Genomic DNA, 19436 nt, shown 5'->3' with positions numbered 1-19436 from the left:
TCTTATAAGGAGGAATAAACATGAAGACAATCGGGCGATTACATACGATTATCCGTCATCCTGTAAAATCGCTGAGCGGTGAAGAGGTAGTTAAAACCAGGTTGATGTCGTATGGTTTGTATGGAGACAGAAGTCACGCTTTTTTAGAGGGTGAACGTTATCATACAGCTACCCAGAACCCTAAAATGGTTGGGTATTCGGCTGCATTTGAAGGAGAGGAATCAGATAACAGTTATCCGCCAGTACGGATCACTTCACCTGATGGGCAGAGGTTTTACTGGCATGAAGACAGGTGCCTTGAAGAATTTCAGCAGCTTGCAGGCAAGACTCTCTTAAAAGAAGTACATACACCACAGCACGTTCCGCTTGGGGCAATTGAGGAGGAGCATATTCTGATCGTCAACGAAGCATCTGTTACAGCACTGGAAGAGGAAACCGGGAAGCAGATAGACTGGAGACGGTTCCGGCCAAATTTTGTTGTAACACTATCCGATGGCGTTCCTTTTTCTGAAGAACACATGGCAGGTAAGAAGCTGCAGATCGGCTCAGCTGAAATTGAAATTGTCAGACCGTGTGAGCGCTGCAGTATTATAAATATCGATCCTTCATCCACAGCAATTGATCCGCTTGTCTTGAAAACCGTGTATCAAAAGCACGGTAATAATTTCGGTATGTATGCGACGATCAGAAAGACGGGTGTTGTGTCTGTTGGTGATGAGATTGTGATGGTTGGGGAGGTTATAAAAAATGGATAACTTCAGTACAGGGGATATAATTTTTCAAGTCATGATGCTAGGTCTGCTTGTATTGTTTGTCATTTCTTTCAGTCTATTTATCAGGAGGATGCTGGTAACAAAAACTGTACAAAATAGAAAGTCGGAAGAGACAAATGAGAAGCTGGACCGTATTATTGAATTGCTTGAAGACAGGCAGGAAAGAAAATGAGGTCTGCGAGTGAAATGATGGGGCTGATTTTACGTTTTGCAGAACATGATGAGCGGATCCGTGCTGTCTATATGAATGGTTCACGCACAAACCCTAACGCACCTAAGGATATTTTTCAGGATTACGATATTGTGTATGTCATGCAGGATATCTCACCATTTATTAATGATCAGTCATGGATCAATCACTTCGGGACCCTACTGATGATGCAACAGCCGGACGAACTTGATGCTGGAAAAGGAATTGAAACGGATCCAGGTCGATATGCTTTTCTGATGCTGTTTGATGATGGAAACCGGATTGATCTTTCTTATCAGACCTTTGAGTATATGAAGATGGTTTTTAAGGAAGATTCGCTGACGGTTCCGCTCTTGGATAAGGACGGTACGTTACCGGAGATTCCTGAAGCTTCTGATGTGGATTATCATGTGAAAAGACCTTCAGAAGGGGAGTTCAACAGTGTGACGAATGATTTCTGGTGGTGTCTGCAGAATGTAGCCAAGGGGTTATGGCGGGACGAGCTGCCATATGCGCGTCACATGTATGAACTGACGACGCGTGCTGCGCTTGATCAGGTGATTGAGTGGTGGATTGGCGGAGACAACGATTACCGGGTATCAGTGGGTAAAATGGGGAAGTATTTCAAGCAGTATTTACCGGAATCTTATTGGCAGCTGTACCAACAAACTTACTCAGAAGACACGTGGGAAGCTGTAGATGCAGCGACTGAGCTTTTTGGGCTGCTCGGCAGAACAATAGCTGAGCGGACAGGCTTACATTATCCTGTGGAAGATGAAGAAGCGATGCTGCACTATGTGGGACGCGTCCGAACGCTCCATGCAAATGCGGGAAAGATTTTTTGAGCCGTTGTGGGTGGGCAGAGGGGATTAGGTACATAGTCATGATTTCCTGAACCACCCGGGAAATTTCCTGAACCTGCTGTGAAATCTCCTGAACCACCCCAGCAATCTTCTGAACATCACTTATTATTTCCTGAACCCTTCGCCACAACAGCCACCCCGCGTCTTGCCATCCTCATGTTTAACGTATGTACGATGATTCCAACGACAATCAGTCCGATTCCGGCAGAAGCAATGCCTGTTGGCAGTGGACTGGATAAAATCAGTGCTTCACCTGCAATGACAAAAAGCACCTGAGTCGCCTGAGTGGCTTCAACCGCAGCAAGTTTTCCCTGATCCTGCCGCACACTGTTCGTTGCGATAAAAAACAACGTGGTCGCGATAATGCCTGAGCTGACTGCGACGATAAAAGTCTGCAGGACCTGACCTGAGGATGGGGGTCCAGTCTGCACAAACCCGATTCCGCTTAAAATCAGCCAGACAGGAAGACTTGCGAACGTCATCCCGAGTATCCGCTGAAATGTATCAAGGCGGTCTCCGCATAATTCCATCATTTTACGGTTGCCTAACGGATAACAAAATGCCGCCACAATAACCGGGAGTGCGCCTATCAATAATGCACCTGCACTTAACTCATCAGCCTGCTGAACCTGAATCAGTATGACACCAGTCAGAATGATACAGGAAATAAGTAAAGCTCTGAATTGAATGGGATGTCTGCTGCCATCAGCTTTCAGAAAAAGAGGTCCCAATAAAAGCCCGGCTACGATTGTAAATTGCCACGTGCCGGCAACCAGCCAGCCGGGACCGTAAGCCGCTGCATATGTAAGAGGTGCGTAAAATAACACAAATCCAACGATGCTCCAGATCATCCACTCAAGCGGATGTTTTTTCATTTCGCTGAACAATCCTTTCAAGTTACCCCTGATCCAGACAATTCCCACTAAAAACGGCACCATGAAGATAAAGCGAAGTGATGCGCTCCACAGCCAGCTGCCACCATCCATTTCCATCGATCGGTTCAATATAAAGGTGACAGCAAAAAACATTGAGGACAATACACCAATCAGCAGAGCCTTCATTTAAAACACCTCTTTCAGTATCTGATTAATGATATAATGTATACTATAATATACTTTTTGGTGATTAGTGCAAGCTTTTTAAAGATTTATTATAAATAAGCGCTGTTTTAGCGCAGCTGGTGATTGTAGCGGAAGGGGACGACTCCAGCAGGAGAAGTCGGACAGGTAAGACCCCGCAGTGCGAAGCGCGAGGAGGCGAGATGGCGCCACAAAACGGCGCACCCATGCGGAAAGCGTTCCCCTGAAGCGGAAATCACCAGCCAAATTCATCAAAGACATCAGAATGGAGAGGGAAATCATTGGAACACATCAATCCGGATCAATTCACAAAACAGGTCGGTAAAATCTTGAGGAAACTGAGAAAAGAAAGAGAGCTGACACTAGAAAACCTGGCTGATCTGACAGGTGTCAGCAAATTAACACTCGGTAAAATTGAACGTGGAGAAGCGAACCCTTCGCTGGCGATTATATGGAAGGTCGCAAATGGTCTTCGGATTCCGATCTCCTCATTACTAGTAGAAAACCAGGAAGTCACGCTGCTTAAAAAGAGCGGGAACAGCGTGTTAAGTGAAGATCAGTCGCTTAAGCTGGAACCGATTTTTACAACCCAGGTGCAGGGATCAATCGAATTGCATAAAGGTTATCTGAATCCGGAAGGTGTGTATGAAGCGGATGCCCATCAGCCTGGTGTAAAGGAATATATTACTGTCATGGAAGGAGCGGTGATTGTCCGAGTTGGAGAAGATGAGTATAAACTGGAGCAGTTTGATTCGATCAAATTCAATGCGGATCAGAAACATGCGTATATTAACCGGTCAAATGAAAGAGCAGTATTACATTTTGTCATGATTTACACCATTTGAGATATGGAGAATTAGTGAATAGTCAGATTATTTAAAAAGGGATATGGTATGCTGGAAAAAGGAAAATAAAGGGGTGTTTCAAATGAGTGATTTTGAACAGCAGCCTAAACATGATCTGATTGGTGATATCTTAAAGGACTACTCAAAAACCGGCGGCATGGACAATCTGAAAGGAACGGGAGAAAAGATTCCGAAAGAGTATTTCTCCGGAGATACGTTTCAGCATTTTCAAAAAATCGCAAAAGATGCCGGATATAAGCCGCTTTGGTTAAAGCTGCAGCACGAGATCAGCGACAGGCTGCGAGGTCTTGAAAGTCTGGACGCAGCTCATCTAAAAAAAGAAGTATCAAAGATTAATAAGAAAATAGCTGAACACAATAAATCCTGTCCGCCGCCTCTTCAGAAGATGCCTGTGTCCCCCAATGATCTGGAGAGCGCAAGGCGGATCTGGGGGTAAAGAAAGTTGAAGAACTGGAAAGCTTATTGTACAAAAGAGAATTTCCTCGGGATTGGATCTACAAGAAAAGTGTACCGGGCCGGGAATGAAGTAATCAAAGTCCATCTCCATCAGGTCGGTTATGAGCAGTCGATGCAGGAGAAGCTGATCTATCAGGAAATGGAGCGTCGTGGATATCGTTCGTATTTTGCAGAAGTGAAAGAAGTGCATGAGGAATATGCGGTCCAGTCGTTTGCAAGTCCGCTTGACCTGAAGGACTTTCAGACATATGACCTTTCTGCTGATGATAAAAGGCTGACTGCTGACCATCTTAGACTGCTGGAACTGCTGGATCGTGAGTTTGACAGCTTTGATCTGAAGGATAGCGGAAACTTTGGTGTGGATGCTTCCTCACGAATGGTATTCATTGATTATGGTATGACGAAAAAGCGGTATGAACAGGAGTGGGTACCGGAGGCGGATGCCGGGGTGATTCCGCAGATTTATTTCGAAGTCTGCCGAATTTGCGGGATTGAAAAAGAGCTCCGAATCTACGGAGAGCATGATCTGGACCGGCGCTGTGTGGAGTGTGGGAAATGTTGAATAACAATGATATTCATATACATAGAGTTAATCCTGCAGACCCTCTGCCGGATATTAGCAGCCTGATAGATGAAAGCCTGTCGGAAGGTTTTCGTTTTCTGCAAAGGCTTGAAGATGACTATGAGAGTGAGTCAAACCGTTTTTCTTTGGAAGGTGAAGGGCTTTGGTACATCATGAATTCGAGTAGTGATGTGGTTGCGATTGGTGGGATCAATCGTCAGAAGTCAGCAGGCGATATGTCGACTGGCAGGCTCAGGCGTTTTTATGTCAGGAGCGCTGATCGGGGAAAAGGTGTTGGGGCGATTCTGCTTGCACATATCCTTTCTTTATCTGCTGATCACTTTCATAGGATCGTACTATTCACGGACACTGTAAAAGCCGCACATTTTTATGAAAAACATGGTTTTTTAAAAACTGATCGTTATCGTGATTACACGCATTTTAAGGAATTAATGACCCAGCGCATTCTCTAGTCCATCATTCTTGATTGTTTTACTCGGAAATGAGATAACAGTGACAGATCTGAAATTTCTGAAAAGGGAAGAGGGATTTGGATGTCAAAAAAGCCTGCTGAAATCAGTAAGGATGGTTCATTTAAAAGACAGGTTAACCGTTTTGTTACACCGTTTGGCAGCGGGGAAGGCGAGCTGCCTGTTGAAAGCGGACGCTACAGATTATTATGGTCAGCTGCATGCCCATGGGCGCATCGCCAGGTGATTGTGCGCAGGGTGCTTGGACTCGAAAATGCAATCAGCCTCGGTAAAGCAAGTCCGCTCCGCCCGAGAATTGGCCGTGTAGATTGGGCGTTTACACTTGATGAAGGCGGCCGTGACCCGGTTCTAGACGTTGAATATGTAAGCGACGTCTATTTCAATGCTGATCCTGATTATGATGGGAGGCCAACTGTGCCGGTAATGGTCGATCTGCAGACGAAAAAAGCAGTGAACAATGATTATTTTAACATGACGAATTACTTTGAAACGGTCTGGCGTCCATTTCATAAAGAACATGCGCCGAATCTTTATCCTGAGCACTTGCGAACTGAGATAGATGAATTAAATGAAGTGATTTTTCATGAAGTGAATAACGGCGTGTATAAATGCGGTTTTGCACAGTCTCAGGAGGCGTATGAAGCTGCGTTTGATACACTTTTCGAACGACTGGATGCACTCGAAGAACGTCTTGCTGACCGCCGATTTCTGCATGGGGATTTCATAACGGATTCTGACGTGAGACTATATACTACGCTTGCCCGTTTCGATGCAGCGTATTATAACGGCTTTAATACAAACCGCAATCTGCTGCGTGAGTTTCCGAATCTGTGGGGTTATGCGCGTGATCTTTATCAGACAGAAGGTTTTGGTGATACGACTGAATTTGATGCGATTAAAGAGCACTACCATGTATCAATTACCATTAATCCTGATCAGTCTGAAACGCGTATCCTGCCAAAAGGGCCTGACCTGACCGTCTGGAATGAGCCGCATGACAGGGAGAAGCTTGGAACGTCAGATAAGTTTCTGCGGTTTGAGGAGGGATAAGCATATGATGATTCGTGACGCGAGAAAAGAAGAGCTGCCATTCATTCGTGAGCAGCGTGTAAAAGCCTATGAAGATCACATTGAAAAAGTCCCGGCTGAGCATTGGGAAGCGTTGAAAAAAGCCATCTCTTCTGAAGCTGATCAGCAGGAAAATGTGGATCTGATCGTTGCAGAGGTGAATGACGTGATTCTCGGCAGTGTGGCATTGTTTCCGGCTAAAACGGATGCTTATGAAGGCTATGTGGATGAAATGGATTATCCGGAAATCAGGGTGCTTGCTGTTGACAGCACCGCACGCGGAAAGGGTGTTGCCTCAGCGCTGATTGATGAATGTATCAGGCGTGCAAAGGCAAAAGGATTTGATGCGATCGGGCTGCACACAGGATCGTTTATGGATGATGCCATTGGTCTTTACCAGGGGAAATATGGTTTCGAGCGGATGCCTGAGTATGATTTTGTTCCGGCTGATGACGGGATTGTTGTGAAGGCTTTTAAGAAGATGATTTGAGGTTGGTGTTGGAGTTCCGGGGTCTTGGTTCGGAGGTCGCGGCGGTAAGTTCGGAGAAAAATGCCGGATGTTCGGCGTTTGATCGCTGGTGTTCGGAGAAATCCGGGTGAGGTTCAAAGAAAAACCACCCATGTTCGCAGAAAAGTGAAATATGACCTATATAGTTTCAAACAAAAAGTCGTGATGAACGGCTTTTTTGTTTGGGGTAATAAGGGTTTTATTATGTGGAAAAAGAATACTTTCAAACAAGAAACCAACCAGCCAGCGGAACGTCATATATAAAAAGGGGGAAACAGAATGAAAAAGTCGCTTGTCATTACCATAATAGGATTATTCATTTTCTTTTTTAACCTTTTTCCTCAAAGTATTCTTGCCACATCGTGGGCCTATCCATTCGTCGTATGGGACGGTTTTGTCTATCAGGTCACGGATGAACCGGTTGAAGAAGTTGGTGAGAAGATCGGGGAAGTGACTGCTTACTCTGATATGGAATCACTTTCGGGGAACTTTTCGAACGCTTATCAAGAAGGCACTCACTATTATTCGATTGCAGGTACAGATTCAGCTGATGTGATCGCAGTAGAAGTCACAGGTGATCAGTACGTCAAAGCTTACAGAGAACATGAATATCAGACGAGTGGTTTAAACGGTGATCCCGGGATGAAAATCGGTATAGCTGCTCTGATTTTTATCACTTTATTCATCGGGGTGACAGCTTTTCAGTTCAGAAAGATCTCCCGCAACCGTTCAGGATAATAGAAAAAGCGTACCGATTCGTTTGAATCCGGTACGCATTTTCTATTCAATCAACCATTCACCTTCACTGTACGCCTTGCAGCAGTCTGCCGCTTTCGTCCGCGCACTTTTTCTTCCAGGGCAGGTCCGAGCTGAAATAACAGGACTCCGCCTGAGATCAGGAGCACGCCTAAAAATGACTGCAGTGTGAAAGGGACCTGTTCAAGTCCGAACCATCCAAGTGAGTCCCACACGAGTCCAAAGAAGATCTGGGAGACCATGACGAGTGAGATCGCACGACTGGGTCCGAGTGATTGAACCCCCTGTGTGACGCAGGCCACAACACCAACACCCACGACTCCGCTGAACCAGAACCATGGCTCTGCATTGAAGCTGAATAAGGCAGTGCCTTCAAATGCGAGCCCCGCTGCAAATGAAGCAAGGAATCCGAGTGCTAGGACAAGCATCGTCGTCGACCAGACGCTGACCTGTTTTTTTACATTTGCGTTGAATGTATTTTGAAGGCAGACAAGCGTGCCGCCTAACAGTGCAAGTAAAATACCGATAACCATCAGAACGCCTCCTTTTCATAAATGTTTTCGCCGGCAAGTTCAAGTAAGGCGCGGCGATTTTTAATTTCAATTGATCCACGCTTTTTATCAATCCATCCGTCCTGTTGAAATTGCTGCAGCACACGGTTTAGATGTCTATAACTCGTGCCGATCAAGTCTGCGATATCAATCAGGGATGCAGAGGTAATCACTGGCTGAACCGGCGTCATCGAAAGCAGGTAGCTTGCCAGGCGTACGTCGACCGGATAGAGCAGGTTGAAATTCATCGTATGTGACTTCATTTCAAATTTCTTAGTTACTGTATCAAGTAGAAATTGCAGCCATGGCGCATGATGAGCCATTTCTTTTCTGAGGATCGCATACGGGATTTCAATCACGGTTGTTTCCATGACGCTCTCTACGGTATTAATTAATGGACAGTCCCGGACATATTCAATATCGCCGACGATATCCAGCGGTGTTTTAAATGCCAGGATCAGCCGTTTTCCTTCTGGAGTGAGCATAGAGACTTTGAGCTTTCCTTCAACTAACAGGTGCATTCTGTCTGACTGTTCGCCCTGGGAAAATAAACGCTGGCCGGCCTGATAAGTCTGCAGCTTCATTTCTTTACAGACCGGATCGGTAAAGAGCTGGTCGAGTTTATATTCTTTTAGATAATGTGAAAGCTGTTCTGTCATATCCTCATCTCCTAGATCTTCAGCACGATCACGCCTGCAATCATCAGGCCAACACCAATAATCTGTGTGGTGCTGATGTTCTTTTTCAACATGTCGAACCAGCCGAACCGGTCAATGATAATGGCTGCGACCAGCTGTGCAATAAGGAAAATACCAATCGTAAGTGTAACACCCATCAGATGCACAGCTGTGATATTACTGAAAAGGACAATCGCAGCAAGCGCGCCGCCTGAGGCATACAGCTTTGGCACCTGTCCGAGGTCTTTATATGTGCGGTCTCTTAATATAAGTACGATCATGATCGCTAGCACAAAGCCTGTAAGCTGTGTCATCGCAGCGGCCTGCCAGGTGCCGATCTGATTACTGATTGTTGCATTCGCTACACTTTGAAAGGTCAGAAAAAATCCGCCTGCCAGTGCAAAGAGAACACCTTTCATTTGCTTCTCCACCTTTCTGTCAGGACAACTGTATAACGTAGCATGCACCTTCAAAAGGACATATGTCCCAATTAGTGTGAAGCATTGTTTAAGTGAAGTAAAGGATCATTTTTAGTGATGGAAAAAAATGCTGTATACTGAAAAGAAATGTGTAAGAGGGAGTGAGATCATGGCAAAAGTATATCTGATCAGACACTGCCAGGCTGAAGGTCAGGAGCCTGAAGCACGTCTAACAGAAGACGGAGTGAAGCAGGCACAGTCATTAATAAGGTTTTTTAAAGAAATTGAAGTGAATCGTATGATCTCAAGTCCATTCAAAAGAGCGGTTGATTCTATTCAGCCATTAGCTGAAAGTAAAGGGTTGGACATACAGATCCATCCGCAGCTCTCAGAAAGAGTATTGAGTGCTGACATTCTGCCGGACTGGCTTGAAAAGCTTGAGGAATCATTTTCGGATACGGAGCTTGTGTTTGAAGGTGGGGAATCAGCAAGAGCGGCAGAAGAGAGATTATCTGAAGTGGTAGATGCTGAAAGCAAAAAGGAAGGCACGACGCTGATTGTGACGCACGGTGGGATCCTGTCCCATTTCCTGAGTAAGTATGATGCTGGATTCGGATTCGGTGGATGGCAGAGGCTCAGTAATCCGGATGTGTATGTGTTTGACAGTGAACAGAAGACGGTGGAGCGGGTGTGGCATGAATAATTCCTGGCACAGAGCTTTTGGTGTATATGGCTTGTATATCTATAACGATAAACTGCTTGTGATCAGGAAAAGCCGCGGCCCTTACCGGAACAGGTACGACCTGCCCGGAGGAAGTCTTGAAGAGGGAGAAGGTCTTACAGAGGCGCTGCAGCGTGAATTCGCTGAAGAAACGGGGTTGAAAGTGATTCGTAAAAACCAGATCGGCACAGCAGATTTTAAGCTTCCCTGGTCATGGAAACAGCACACTCACGTTCACCATATCGCGGTATTTTATGAGGTGGAACGGGTTGAGGGTGCGCTTGCTGCGCCAATTCAGTTTGATGGACAGGACGCGCTAGGCACGTCATGGATATCGGAAGAAGAGGTTGCACAGGATCAGGCATCACCTTTAGTGATTGAAGCCTTCAATTGGATCAAAAACAAACAATGTTCAGCGGAACCGGTTGTATACAAAGAATGGCGGGTAGTTGAGCAGTCTGAGGAGGCCCCATGGAATCAGAACGGTTAAACATATTTAATGAGCAACATGAATACATAGGTGAAAAAATGCGGTCAGAGGTACATGAAAAAGGCTTCTGGCATGAAACGTTTCATTGCTGGCTGGTGGAGGAAGATTCACTTTATTTTCAGTTGCGGAGTGAAGAGAAAAAAGATTATCCCGGACTTTTGGATATCACTGCAGCTGGTCACCTGCTTGCTGGTGAGACAGTTGAAGACGGGATTAGAGAGATGGAAGAAGAGATTGGCATCAGGGTTCCTTTCGCGCAGCTTCAGTCTCTTGGCGTCATTGAATGTGTTGCTGAAAGAAAAGGGTTCATTGACCGTGAATTTGCCCATTCGTTTCTTTTGAAGGGTGCTTTTACAGATCAACATTTTATGCTTGAACAGGATGAAGTAGCCGGTATTGTCAGAACTGATTTTGAGGCATTTCGCAGTCTCTGTAAGGGTGAATGTGATGAGGTCAGGATAGAGGGATTTAAGGTCATGGATGGAGAAAAAATGAAGGTAGACGAGATGGTCAGTCAGGCGTCTTTTGTTCCGCATCAGGCGGCATTTTATCTGACTGTGCTTGAGCGAATTGATCAATACAGATGAAATCAACTTTAAAACAAATAAACATATTCATTTTCATTAGAAATGAGTATGTTTATTTGTTTTTGGAATGATTGGTAAAGACAGAAAATTGAAACCTTTTCACTTCAATGTACGTATTTCATGTAAGAGGTGAACGAGATGAACGGATTAAAAATTATGATAACTGTCTTGCTCGGATTATTCCTAATCTTTCCGGGACAGGCGCTTGCAGTGGAATTTTCAATAGAAAACACGGATATTGATGCGCGTATTCAGGAGTCCGGAGATGTGACTGTGACAGAAACACATACTTATGAATTTGATGGAGAATTCAATGGCATTACCCGTGAATTGATCGCAAAGGATGGATCAGCGATTACTGATTTTCAAGCATCAGAAAACGGCGACTCGCTGAAGGTGGAGCAGGAAGGGAATCTTTACCGCATTTACCGTGGTGGTGAGGATGAAATCATTTCTGTGACATTGTCCTATGTCATTGAAGACGGTGTAGAAGTATATGAAGACATGGGGGAGTTTTACTGGCCATTTTTCAGTGAAGAAAATGAGTCTGATTATGAAAACATGACCATTACATTAACGCCGCCTTCCCCGACGCAGGATGTGCTTGCGCTTGGTTATGATGAAGCTGAAGGAACAGCTGAAACCGCATCTTCAGGTGTCGTCACATTCAATATGGGTTCTGTCTCAAGTGGTGAAAATGCAGATGTCCGTGCAGCATGGGATGCAGAGATTTTTGCTGCAGCAGGGACAGGTGGGGAGATCCGTCCAGAACTGATCAGCGAAATAGATCGCCAGGCAGAAGAGGCTGCCGCCTTTGCAGAAACACGCGGCTGGATCATGTATATAGGAATAGCTCTGCTTTCTCTTCATGCGCTTATGCTGACAATCATGTGGATCAGAGCTGTCATCAGAGGTAAGAAGCTTGAAAGCGAGGCGGATGCACAACTGCCGCTGAATGGAGCGCCACGTGAAGTCATGTCGCTGATGGCAACGATCTCCTATAATTATCATCATATGTTTTCCGGGAATGCGCTGAGTACAGCGCTGCTTGATCTTGTACGAAAAGGGAAAGTGGTTCAGGTAACGGAAAGAGAGTTTCGGGTTGTCAGCCGACATGGCCTTTTGGACCACGAATTGATTTTAATTCAATGGCTTTTCGATGAGATCGGTAACGGCGAAATATTCACAGTGGAAGAACTGGAAACGTACGCTTCTAAAGAATCCAATCAGCAGGCTTACAGAAAGTACGAAGCAGATTGGCGTGCGGCAATTAAAGAAGAAGTGAAATCACATGATCTGATGAAGAATGTGAAGAAGCAGCGAACGCTGATTTTTGCAGTCAGTTCACTGCTGATTCCATTTCTGATTTTATTTCCGCTGTTTGAATTACTGCCAGGGCTGTTCTTCACCATTTTTCTGTTAGGTGCAGCGCTGACTTTCGCGTTTGTTTATTATCCGCGGACACTTGAGGGGATGATGGTCAAAAGGGAATGGCACCATATCAAGGAGAATCCTATGCAGGACACATGGACAAAGGATGAGCAGATGCGTGTCTATCTATACGGATTAGGTACCCAGGATGAAAAAATTTCCGGTCCGGTTGAAAAGAAGTTTGCAGGTGCAACGCCTACTTTCAGTCCAAACACCGTTGATATTGCAACGATTATGCTGCTGTCTACTGCGATCTCACCGGGCTTCAACGCAGCCAACGCTTCTGCATCAAGTACTGGCGCTTCTTCAAGTGTCTCCACTGGATCTGCAGGTGGTATTGGTGGAGGCGGCGGTGGATCGGGCGCGTTTTAAGACAATATAAGGGGTGATTGGATGAAAGCACTCGGTATCGGCAGTAGTCTCACACTGGTGGGACTTGTGCTGTCATGGATCATCTGGGGAATTGAAGAAATTTATACGATTCCTGCAGGACTTGGTATCTTGTTTCTGGTCGTGTCGATGTTTTCTTCAGGTGCAATGGCGAGCGGCAGGGAAATGAGAGCGAACTTTGCCACCGAGACTAAGGAAGGACGGCGGGACCGGATAAAGGTTACGCAGGCTTCAGCTTTACTGGCTTTACCGAACCTGATAGTTGCAGGGCTATTATATTTTTCAATTCATTAAAGTATACAGATAGACGCTGAAGGTCATCCTATTTCCTGAACACATTCAATTGTTTAACCACCTTTTCTAGAAGGAATGGCATAATATTGAAATCAGTGAAGGAGTGGTATGATGACTTTAAATGGAGAGAAGATTTTAGACCGCTACAGAAAAGGGATTGAAGAGGTGCATGATGCTTTACCGGAGGCAGTAAGCGAGTATAATCGCTTTACTGGAAAAGCATTCGAGAGCGGAGAAATTGACCGTGCACAAAAGCATCTGACTGCACTCGCGATTGCAGTGAAAGATGGAGATGAATCAAGCATCGCTTACCATATGGATCAATGTGTAGGACATGATTGTAACGACCAGCAGATCCATGAAACGATGATGGTTGCAGCTGCTTACGGCGGCGGGTCTGCGATGAGTCATGGTGTGACGATGGGGCTGGAACTGCTGAATCAGTTCCGTAACCGGTAAAGAAGGGCCTGGCAGCTTAGATGTTTGCCGGGCTTTTTTCATGCCCATACATATGATGGTAGTAATTCGGGTAAACCCAAACAAAAGCTCTTTTGGAGGAATGACAGATGGATAGTATTATTTTTGATCTTGACGGAACATTATGGGACCCGCGGGAAACCGTGTTGACGTCCTGGAACAGGGCCATTGATGAACATCCGAAAGTGAATAAAAAACTGACGCTTGATGACCTGAAGCAGACGATGGGTAAGCAGATGCACGAGATTTCACAAATCTTTTTCCCTGAACTGAGTGAAGAAGATCAGAAGTCAGTAATGGATTATCTGACTGAAATTGAAATTCCGTATGTTGCAGAAAACGGCGGGGAGCTGTATCCGGGTCTTGAAGACACACTTATTTATCTTTCTGGAAAGTATCGTTTATTCATCGTCAGTAATTGCCAGGAAGGTTATATAGAGGCATTTTACCAATACCATAAACTTGACCGGTTCTTTGATGATTTTGAAAATCCGGGGAGAACCGGGCTTTCAAAGGGCGAGAACATTAAGCTGGTGATTGAACGGAATGGACTGGAGAACCCTGTATATGTTGGTGATACTCAGGGTGACCGTGATGCTGCACGCAAAGCGGGTGTGCCATTTGTATATGCAAAGTATGGATTTGGTGACGTGGGTGATTATGAATATGAAATTGAAAACCTGGCTGATTTGAAAAGGCATTTTTAACACTCAGTCCTTTGAAACGTAAAACGATCCCCGGCATGTTACACTGAAATCAGGAGATAATAGCCAGAGGAGGGATATACGATGACACAGCGAACAACAGCAGGATGGAAGCTTGAACAGACATATGCCACGCTGCCGGAGATTTTTTATTCGGAGATGGAGCCAAATCCTGTCGCGAGCCCTGAGTTAATCGTTTTGAATGAACCGCTCGCAGCAGAACTTGGACTGGACCCTGAAGTACTTGAAGATGAAGAGGACATCCTTGCAGGTAATGAAGTGCCTGAAGGATCAAAACCGATCGCACAGGCTTATGCAGGTCATCAATTTGGTCAGTTCACAATGCTTGGTGATGGGCGTGCGCTGCTATTTGGTGAACAGATTACGCCAGGCGGAGAGCGAAAGGATATTCAGTTGAAGGGATCTGGCCGCACGAAGTTTTCACGCGGAGGAGACGGACGCGCGGCGCTTGGACCGATGCTGAGAGAGTATATCATCAGTGAAGCAATGCATGGACTCGGGATTCCGACCAGCCGAAGTCTTGCTGTCACACTTACCGGGGAGACTGTGATGCGTGAGAGAATGCTGACCGGGGCAGTGCTGACGCGTGTGGCATCAAGTCATCTGCGGGTTGGTACATTCGAGTATGCCGTCAGATTGACAGAAGCAGAAAACGTGAAAGCACTGGCAGATTATGCAATTGACCGGCATTTTCCACATGTGAAAGAAACGGAAAATCCATATGTGGGACTGTTGCAGGAAGTCATGAAAAAGCAGGCTCAACTGATTGCAAATTGGCAGCACGTCGGCTTCATCCATGGTGTTATGAATACGGATAATATGACGATCAGTGGTGAGTCGATTGATTACGGCCCGTGTGCATTTATGAATGAATATGATCCGTCAACTGTCTTCAGCTCAATTGATGTGCAGGGACGTTACGCTTATGGGAACCAGCCGCATATCGGCGGGTGGAATCTTGCGCGGTTTGCTGAAAGTCTGGTGCCTGTCTTACACGATGATCAGGATAAAGCGATCGAACTTGCCCAGCATGAAATGAATCAGTATAAAGATTTTTATTTCAATGCCTGGCATAGCGGGATGCGTCAAAAGCTTGGTCTGATCAATGAAGGGACTGAGGATGAGCAGCTGATTGAGCAGCTTATGAACCTGATGCATAAGAATAAAGCCGATTTTACGAATACATTCAGAAAACTGACGCTCGGTGAAGTGCCGATTCAGGGTGAGGAGTTCGCCGAATGGCTCGCTCGCTGGAATAAGCGCCTTGAGCGACAGGATGCTTCGCCTGAAGAGGTACGGAAGGTCATGCAGGCACACAATCCGAACGTTATCCCGCGGAATCACCGCGTGGAAGAGGCGATCAGCGCAGCGGTTGAGCGTGATGATTTGAGTGTTATGCACAAATTGCTTAATGTGTTAAAGGATCCTTATGCGTATAGTGATGAACAGACGCCTTACTGCGAGGGTCCGGATTCTGATGCAGGGCCTTACCGGACATTTTGCGGAACATGATTAAAGGTAAAAAGCTGCCTGTGAGGGGCAGCTTTTTGTGTGGATATAGAGTGAGTCTTTTGTCACGATTTCATGAGCCATGGGGAAAATCTCATGAACAGCACGAGTAATTTCATGAACATAAAAGTTTATCTCATGAACCCCATCCCGAACTTACCCCCGCATCAAACGCTCAAAATACACATCCATCTCCTCCGCTGTAATTGACTTCTCCTGTCTGAGCCACCACATATGGAGTGTCGCAACGGTGCTGCCATGGTGTTCTGCATACAGCTCAAGCGGTACACCTAACCTGCCTGCTTCTTCACTCAATAGTGTCAGGTCACGCTCAATATTCTTTTTAAAAGCCTGCTGCAGCCGGTTTGCGAGATAGGTGTCATTCTGGTTAGCAAGAAAAACATGTTCAAGCTCTTCAAGGTAATCAAGCTTTTGCATAATACTGAAGGGCTTTGTGAGCCTGACAGCACGTTCTGTTTCATTGAGCACATCATCAAGCCTGCCCAGTTCAACCGTAAATAAATCATATTTATCCGTGTAATGTGAGTAAAACGTTGACCGGTGAACCATTGCTCCTTCACAGACCTGCTGAACGGTTACGTCTTCAAATGTCATGCCGGGTTTGTTGAGCAGACGGATCAGGGAATCAAACAGGAGTTTCCTTGTTCTCTTCACGCGCAAATCTTCTTTTTTCATAGACATATCTCCTACACTGTCGTTTATCTGTACATTATATGAAAATTGATCATTCAAAACCACTATTGAATCCTTTATGATAAAGTTTGTGATTTTTATCTATAGAAAGGGTGATTCGAATGACCGAATCTTTTCAGCATATACGTAAAGGCCCGATGGTAGCAGTCATGCTGATGGGCGCCTTTTTTGCATTACTGAATGAGACACTTCTTGCAACTGCACTTCCTCAGATTATGGTGCATTTTGATATTGGCGCGCATCAGGTGCAGTGGCTTACAACCGCATTCTTGCTGACGAATGGAATCATGATTCCGATCTCAGCGTTTTTTATCGGCAAATTTACAACAAGACAGATTTTTATTACAGCCATTACGGTATTTGTACTTGGAACTGCAGTAGCTGCGTTTTCAGATTCATTTGAGCTGCTGCTTGTTGCACGGATAGTTCAGGCGATGGGTTCAGGCGTGATGATGCCGCTTATGATGACCGTCCTTCTGAATATTTTCCCGGTTGAAAAACGCGGAACTGCGCTTGGGCTTATGGGGCTTGTGATTTCATTTGCACCGGCAATCGGTCCGACATTATCGGGATTTCTAGTAGAGTATTATAACTGGCGCATGCTGTTCTACGCAGTGCTGCCGATTGCCATTCTGACATGGATTATGGCATTTATTTTTATTAAAAACGTAACAGAGCAGACCAATCCGTCAGTGGATGTGATCTCGATTGTGATGTCTTCCCTTGGCTTTGGCGGTCTTCTGTATGGTTTTAGTGCAGGATCTGAGCGGGGCTGGGATGATGGCCTGGTCATCACCTGTGTGGCAGGAGGTTTCATAATCGTTGGACTGTTTATCCTGAGGCAGCTTCGTCTTAAAACGCCTCTTCTTGAGTTCAGGGTGTTTAAAAATAGAGATTTTTCCCTTGGCTTAACGGTTTCAGTATTTGTGATTATTGCGATGATCAGTGCAGAAACGATTCTGCCGATGTATATGCAGACAGCGAGAGGCATGACTGCACTTGATTCGGGATTAATGCTGCTTCCTGGTGCAATTGTAATTGGAATTATGTCTCCGATTACAGGTATTCTGTTTGATAAGTTTGGTGTGAAAAAGCTTGCGATCCCAGGCATGCTGATCGTTGTGGTGACAACATTCTTCTTCACAACGCTTGATGCCACGACATCAATTACGACGATCACAGTCGTGTATGCAATCCGGATGTTCGGCTTGTCATTTGGTATGATGCCTGTGATGACACACGCATTAAATCAGATTCCTGCAAAGCTGAATGCACACGGTTCTGCGATGGCAAATACGATGCAGCAGGTAGGTGCTGCGATCGGTACAGCGATTCTGATCACGATTATGACGCAGGCTTCACTGAACTTTGAACCTGATATGTCTAATTATGCAGGGCTTGGTGCTGAACAGCTTGAAGCCGCTGTATCTGCTGATGCGCTGTACTCAGGTTACGGATTGACGTTCACAGTCGCAACAGGGATGGCACTTGTAGGATGGATTCTGGTGCTGTTTTTGAAAGAAAGAAGGAAAGATGCTGTGGAAGCGGAGTCTGTTGAAGAGAAAAGAATGACTTCATAAGATAAAAAGGTGTCCGGCGCTTGAGTGCCGGACACCTTTTTGGTTCTGTAGCTGTGATTGGTTAGTGGCACGGGTTGGGACGGCTATCACGGAGTGTGATACGACCTCCGCGCAGCCATATAAGACCCTCAACCATCAACCACGCACGATTTTTTCCACAACAGAAAGTGTCTCATCAATATCTTCCTCAGAAACGCCATTATTTGTTACAAACCTGACAATGCCGGGACCGAATCCACCGGCAATAATGCCATTATCTCTTAACTGCTCAAGAAACACTGCTGTTTCCATACCTGAGTCAGATAAGTTCATTAAGATAATATTTGTTTCCACTTCATTATCAATGACAACCCCATCAATATTCAGCAGGCCGTCAGCCAGTCTTTTCGCGTTGGCGTTGTCTGTTTTCAGACGTTCAGCATTTTCACTGAGGGCAATGATGCCTGGTGCGGCAATGACGCCAACTTGTCTGAGACCGCCTCCAAGGCGTTTGCGCCATTTGCGGGCCTGCTTGATAAAGTCACGTGATCCTGCAATGATCGACCCGACCGGTGCACCGAGCCCTTTTGATAAGCAGAACTGAACCGTGTCGGTATCCTGCGCGTATTCTTTTACTGAAATACCGGTGGCCGCCTGAGCGTTAAAGAGTCTTGCCCCATCTAAATGGACAGGTATATGATGCTTTTTGGCAATCTCATGAATGTCTCTCATATTTTCAAGCGGGAGGACTGCACCGCCAGCTTTATTATGCGTGTTTTCAAGTGTGATCAGTCCGGTTTCGGGCTCATGGATATCCGCGCCGCGAATCGCTGCTTCGACCTCAGCAGGGTTCATTGCACCACGCTTACCTTCCAGTGTTTTAATCTGAACGCCTGCAAGCGCGGACATGGCAGCTGCTTCATATAAAAACAGGTGTGCCTGCGATTCCATAATGACTTCCTGACCCTGTCTGCAATGCACAAGTCCTGCGATCTGGTTTCCCTGTGTGCCGCTTGTGACAAAGAGTGCAGCTTCCTTTCCGAGCAGATCAGCTGCCATTTCTTCAAGCCGGTTAACTGTCGGGTCTTCACCGTATACGTCGTCACCAACTTCTGCCTCGTACATCGCTTTTCTCATTCTTTCATCCGGTTTTGTTACTGTATCACTGCGCAAATCAATCATGTATACCCCTCCTGAACGAATTCTCTGCTTTTTAGGATACGCTGTAACACCAGTTCGGGCAAGTGATCAGAACATGAATTTCCATATGCAGGATTTCG

26 protein-coding genes are annotated in these 19436 nt (G+C 45.7%); 20 read left to right on the top strand and 6 right to left on the bottom strand.

The genetic code is table 11. The features are described from left to right. Window positions 1-20 precede the first annotated feature (20 nt). From JOD21_RS10235 to JOD21_RS10225, 3 genes are read left to right on the top strand one after another with little or no spacing between them, the layout of a single operon-like run. Window positions 21-755 carry an MOSC domain-containing protein gene (locus tag JOD21_RS10235; RefSeq protein ID WP_204729531.1) on the top strand — a complete coding sequence of 245 codons (735 nt, stop codon included), beginning with the start codon at window positions 21-23 and terminating at the stop codon, window positions 753-755. Next, on the top strand, window positions 748-945 hold the full coding sequence (locus JOD21_RS10230) for a DUF4083 domain-containing protein (protein ID WP_204729530.1): 198 nt from the start codon (window positions 748-750) through the stop codon (window positions 943-945). Before JOD21_RS10235 ends, JOD21_RS10230 begins: the two co-directional genes overlap by 8 nt. Further along, complete coding sequence (locus JOD21_RS10225; RefSeq protein WP_204729529.1) at window positions 942-1808, top strand: aminoglycoside 6-adenylyltransferase; 867 nt, start codon at window positions 942-944, stop codon at window positions 1806-1808. Before JOD21_RS10230 ends, JOD21_RS10225 begins: the two co-directional genes overlap by 4 nt. Before the next feature lie 116 nt (window positions 1809-1924). Here JOD21_RS10225 and JOD21_RS10220 read toward each other — a convergent pair whose 3' ends face one another. Continuing rightward, complete coding sequence (locus JOD21_RS10220) at window positions 1925-2887, bottom strand: DMT family transporter (RefSeq protein WP_204729528.1); 963 nt, start codon at window positions 2885-2887, stop codon at window positions 1925-1927. Between the two features lie 299 nt (window positions 2888-3186). On the opposite strand from JOD21_RS10220, the gene JOD21_RS10215 reads away from it, so the two are divergent. The 8 genes from JOD21_RS10215 to JOD21_RS10180 all read left to right on the top strand — a co-directional run bounded on the left by JOD21_RS10215 (window position 3187) and on the right by JOD21_RS10180 (window position 7594). Next, complete coding sequence (locus tag JOD21_RS10215; protein WP_204729527.1) at window positions 3187-3750, top strand: helix-turn-helix domain-containing protein; 564 nt, start codon at window positions 3187-3189, stop codon at window positions 3748-3750. Between the two features lie 82 nt (window positions 3751-3832). Continuing rightward, entirely contained in the window at window positions 3833-4207 is a 375-nt protein-coding gene (locus tag JOD21_RS10210; protein ID WP_204729526.1) for a DUF1992 domain-containing protein, read from the top strand. Between the two features lie 6 nt (window positions 4208-4213). Next, window positions 4214-4789 (top strand): protein kinase, encoded by a 576-nt coding sequence (locus tag JOD21_RS10205; protein ID WP_204729525.1) that lies wholly within the window; start codon window positions 4214-4216, stop codon window positions 4787-4789. Further along, window positions 4783-5262, top strand: a complete 480-nt coding sequence (locus tag JOD21_RS10200) for a GNAT family N-acetyltransferase (protein WP_204729524.1) — start codon at window positions 4783-4785, stop codon at window positions 5260-5262. The genes JOD21_RS10205 and JOD21_RS10200 overlap by 7 nt, the downstream gene beginning before the upstream one ends. Before the next feature lie 81 nt (window positions 5263-5343). After that, complete coding sequence (locus JOD21_RS10195) at window positions 5344-6330, top strand: glutathione S-transferase family protein (RefSeq protein ID WP_204729523.1); 987 nt, start codon at window positions 5344-5346, stop codon at window positions 6328-6330. Window positions 6331-6334: 4 nt separating this feature from the next. Next, window positions 6335-6838, top strand: coding sequence for a GNAT family N-acetyltransferase (locus JOD21_RS10190; RefSeq protein WP_204729522.1), 504 nt, complete (start codon window positions 6335-6337; stop codon window positions 6836-6838). Window positions 6839-6916: 78 nt separating this feature from the next. Next, complete coding sequence (locus tag JOD21_RS10185; protein WP_204729521.1) at window positions 6917-7120, top strand: hypothetical protein; 204 nt, start codon at window positions 6917-6919, stop codon at window positions 7118-7120. A gap of 15 nt (window positions 7121-7135) precedes the next feature. Further along, window positions 7136-7594 carry a hypothetical protein gene (locus JOD21_RS10180; RefSeq protein ID WP_204729520.1) on the top strand — a complete coding sequence of 153 codons (459 nt, stop codon included), beginning with the start codon at window positions 7136-7138 and terminating at the stop codon, window positions 7592-7594. 50 nt (window positions 7595-7644) lie between these two features. On the opposite strand, the gene JOD21_RS10175 is transcribed toward JOD21_RS10180, so the two are convergent. From JOD21_RS10175 to JOD21_RS10165, 3 genes are read right to left on the bottom strand one after another with little or no spacing between them, the layout of a single operon-like run. After that, window positions 7645-8145, bottom strand: coding sequence for a DMT family transporter (locus JOD21_RS10175; protein WP_204729519.1), 501 nt, complete (start codon window positions 8143-8145; stop codon window positions 7645-7647). Then, window positions 8145-8822: a Crp/Fnr family transcriptional regulator gene (locus JOD21_RS10170; RefSeq protein ID WP_204729518.1), complete on the bottom strand. Its 678-nt coding sequence runs from the start codon at window positions 8820-8822 to the stop codon at window positions 8145-8147. The genes JOD21_RS10175 and JOD21_RS10170 overlap by 1 nt, the downstream gene beginning before the upstream one ends. An 11-nt stretch (window positions 8823-8833) precedes the next feature. Further along, window positions 8834-9259, bottom strand: coding sequence for a DMT family transporter (locus JOD21_RS10165; RefSeq protein WP_204729517.1), 426 nt, complete (start codon window positions 9257-9259; stop codon window positions 8834-8836). Window positions 9260-9428: 169 nt separating this feature from the next. Between JOD21_RS10165 and JOD21_RS10160 the strand changes: the two genes are divergently transcribed. The 8 genes from JOD21_RS10160 to JOD21_RS10125 all read left to right on the top strand — a co-directional run bounded on the left by JOD21_RS10160 (window position 9429) and on the right by JOD21_RS10125 (window position 15886). Next, on the top strand, window positions 9429-9962 hold the full coding sequence (locus tag JOD21_RS10160; RefSeq protein ID WP_204729516.1) for a histidine phosphatase family protein: 534 nt from the start codon (window positions 9429-9431) through the stop codon (window positions 9960-9962). Next, window positions 9955-10470 carry an NUDIX hydrolase gene (locus JOD21_RS10155; protein WP_204729515.1) on the top strand — a complete coding sequence of 172 codons (516 nt, stop codon included), beginning with the start codon at window positions 9955-9957 and terminating at the stop codon, window positions 10468-10470. The genes JOD21_RS10160 and JOD21_RS10155 overlap by 8 nt, the downstream gene beginning before the upstream one ends. After that, window positions 10452-11057, top strand: a complete 606-nt coding sequence (locus tag JOD21_RS10150; protein ID WP_204729514.1) for an NUDIX hydrolase — start codon at window positions 10452-10454, stop codon at window positions 11055-11057. Before JOD21_RS10155 ends, JOD21_RS10150 begins: the two co-directional genes overlap by 19 nt. 138 nt (window positions 11058-11195) lie before the next feature. After that, on the top strand, window positions 11196-12860 hold the full coding sequence (locus JOD21_RS10145) for a DUF2207 domain-containing protein (protein WP_204729513.1): 1665 nt from the start codon (window positions 11196-11198) through the stop codon (window positions 12858-12860). Between the two features lie 21 nt (window positions 12861-12881). Continuing rightward, entirely contained in the window at window positions 12882-13172 is a 291-nt protein-coding gene (locus tag JOD21_RS10140; protein ID WP_204729512.1) for a DUF5316 domain-containing protein, read from the top strand. 111 nt (window positions 13173-13283) lie between these two features. Continuing rightward, entirely contained in the window at window positions 13284-13631 is a 348-nt protein-coding gene (locus JOD21_RS10135) for a carboxymuconolactone decarboxylase family protein (protein WP_204729511.1), read from the top strand. 107 nt (window positions 13632-13738) lie between these two features. Next, window positions 13739-14356: an HAD family hydrolase gene (locus JOD21_RS10130; RefSeq protein ID WP_204729510.1), complete on the top strand. Its 618-nt coding sequence runs from the start codon at window positions 13739-13741 to the stop codon at window positions 14354-14356. 81 nt (window positions 14357-14437) lie between these two features. Beyond that, entirely contained in the window at window positions 14438-15886 is a 1449-nt protein-coding gene (locus JOD21_RS10125; protein ID WP_204729509.1) for a protein adenylyltransferase SelO, read from the top strand. 153 nt (window positions 15887-16039) lie between these two features. Here the strand turns inward: JOD21_RS10125 and JOD21_RS10120 are convergent, their stop codons facing one another. Next, window positions 16040-16579, bottom strand: coding sequence for a TetR/AcrR family transcriptional regulator (locus JOD21_RS10120; protein ID WP_204729508.1), 540 nt, complete (start codon window positions 16577-16579; stop codon window positions 16040-16042). Window positions 16580-16698: 119 nt separating this feature from the next. Between JOD21_RS10120 and JOD21_RS10115 the strand changes: the two genes are divergently transcribed. Further along, a complete protein-coding gene (locus JOD21_RS10115) occupies window positions 16699-18177 on the top strand; it encodes a DHA2 family efflux MFS transporter permease subunit (protein ID WP_204729507.1) in 1479 nt (492 codons plus the stop codon). Window positions 18178-18312: 135 nt separating this feature from the next. Here the strand turns inward: JOD21_RS10115 and ltaE are convergent, their stop codons facing one another. Further along, window positions 18313-19338, bottom strand: a complete 1026-nt coding sequence (ltaE, locus tag JOD21_RS10110; RefSeq protein ID WP_204729506.1) for a low-specificity L-threonine aldolase — start codon at window positions 19336-19338, stop codon at window positions 18313-18315. Between the last annotated feature and the right edge of the window lie 98 nt (window positions 19339-19436).

The organism is Jeotgalibacillus terrae (genome assembly GCF_016908195.1).
GTDB classification, from domain to species: domain Bacteria; phylum Bacillota; class Bacilli; order Bacillales; family Jeotgalibacillaceae; genus Jeotgalibacillus; species Jeotgalibacillus terrae.
Note: the sequence above shows the minus strand (reverse complement) of the source record. Positions and strands in the feature narration are given on the sequence as shown.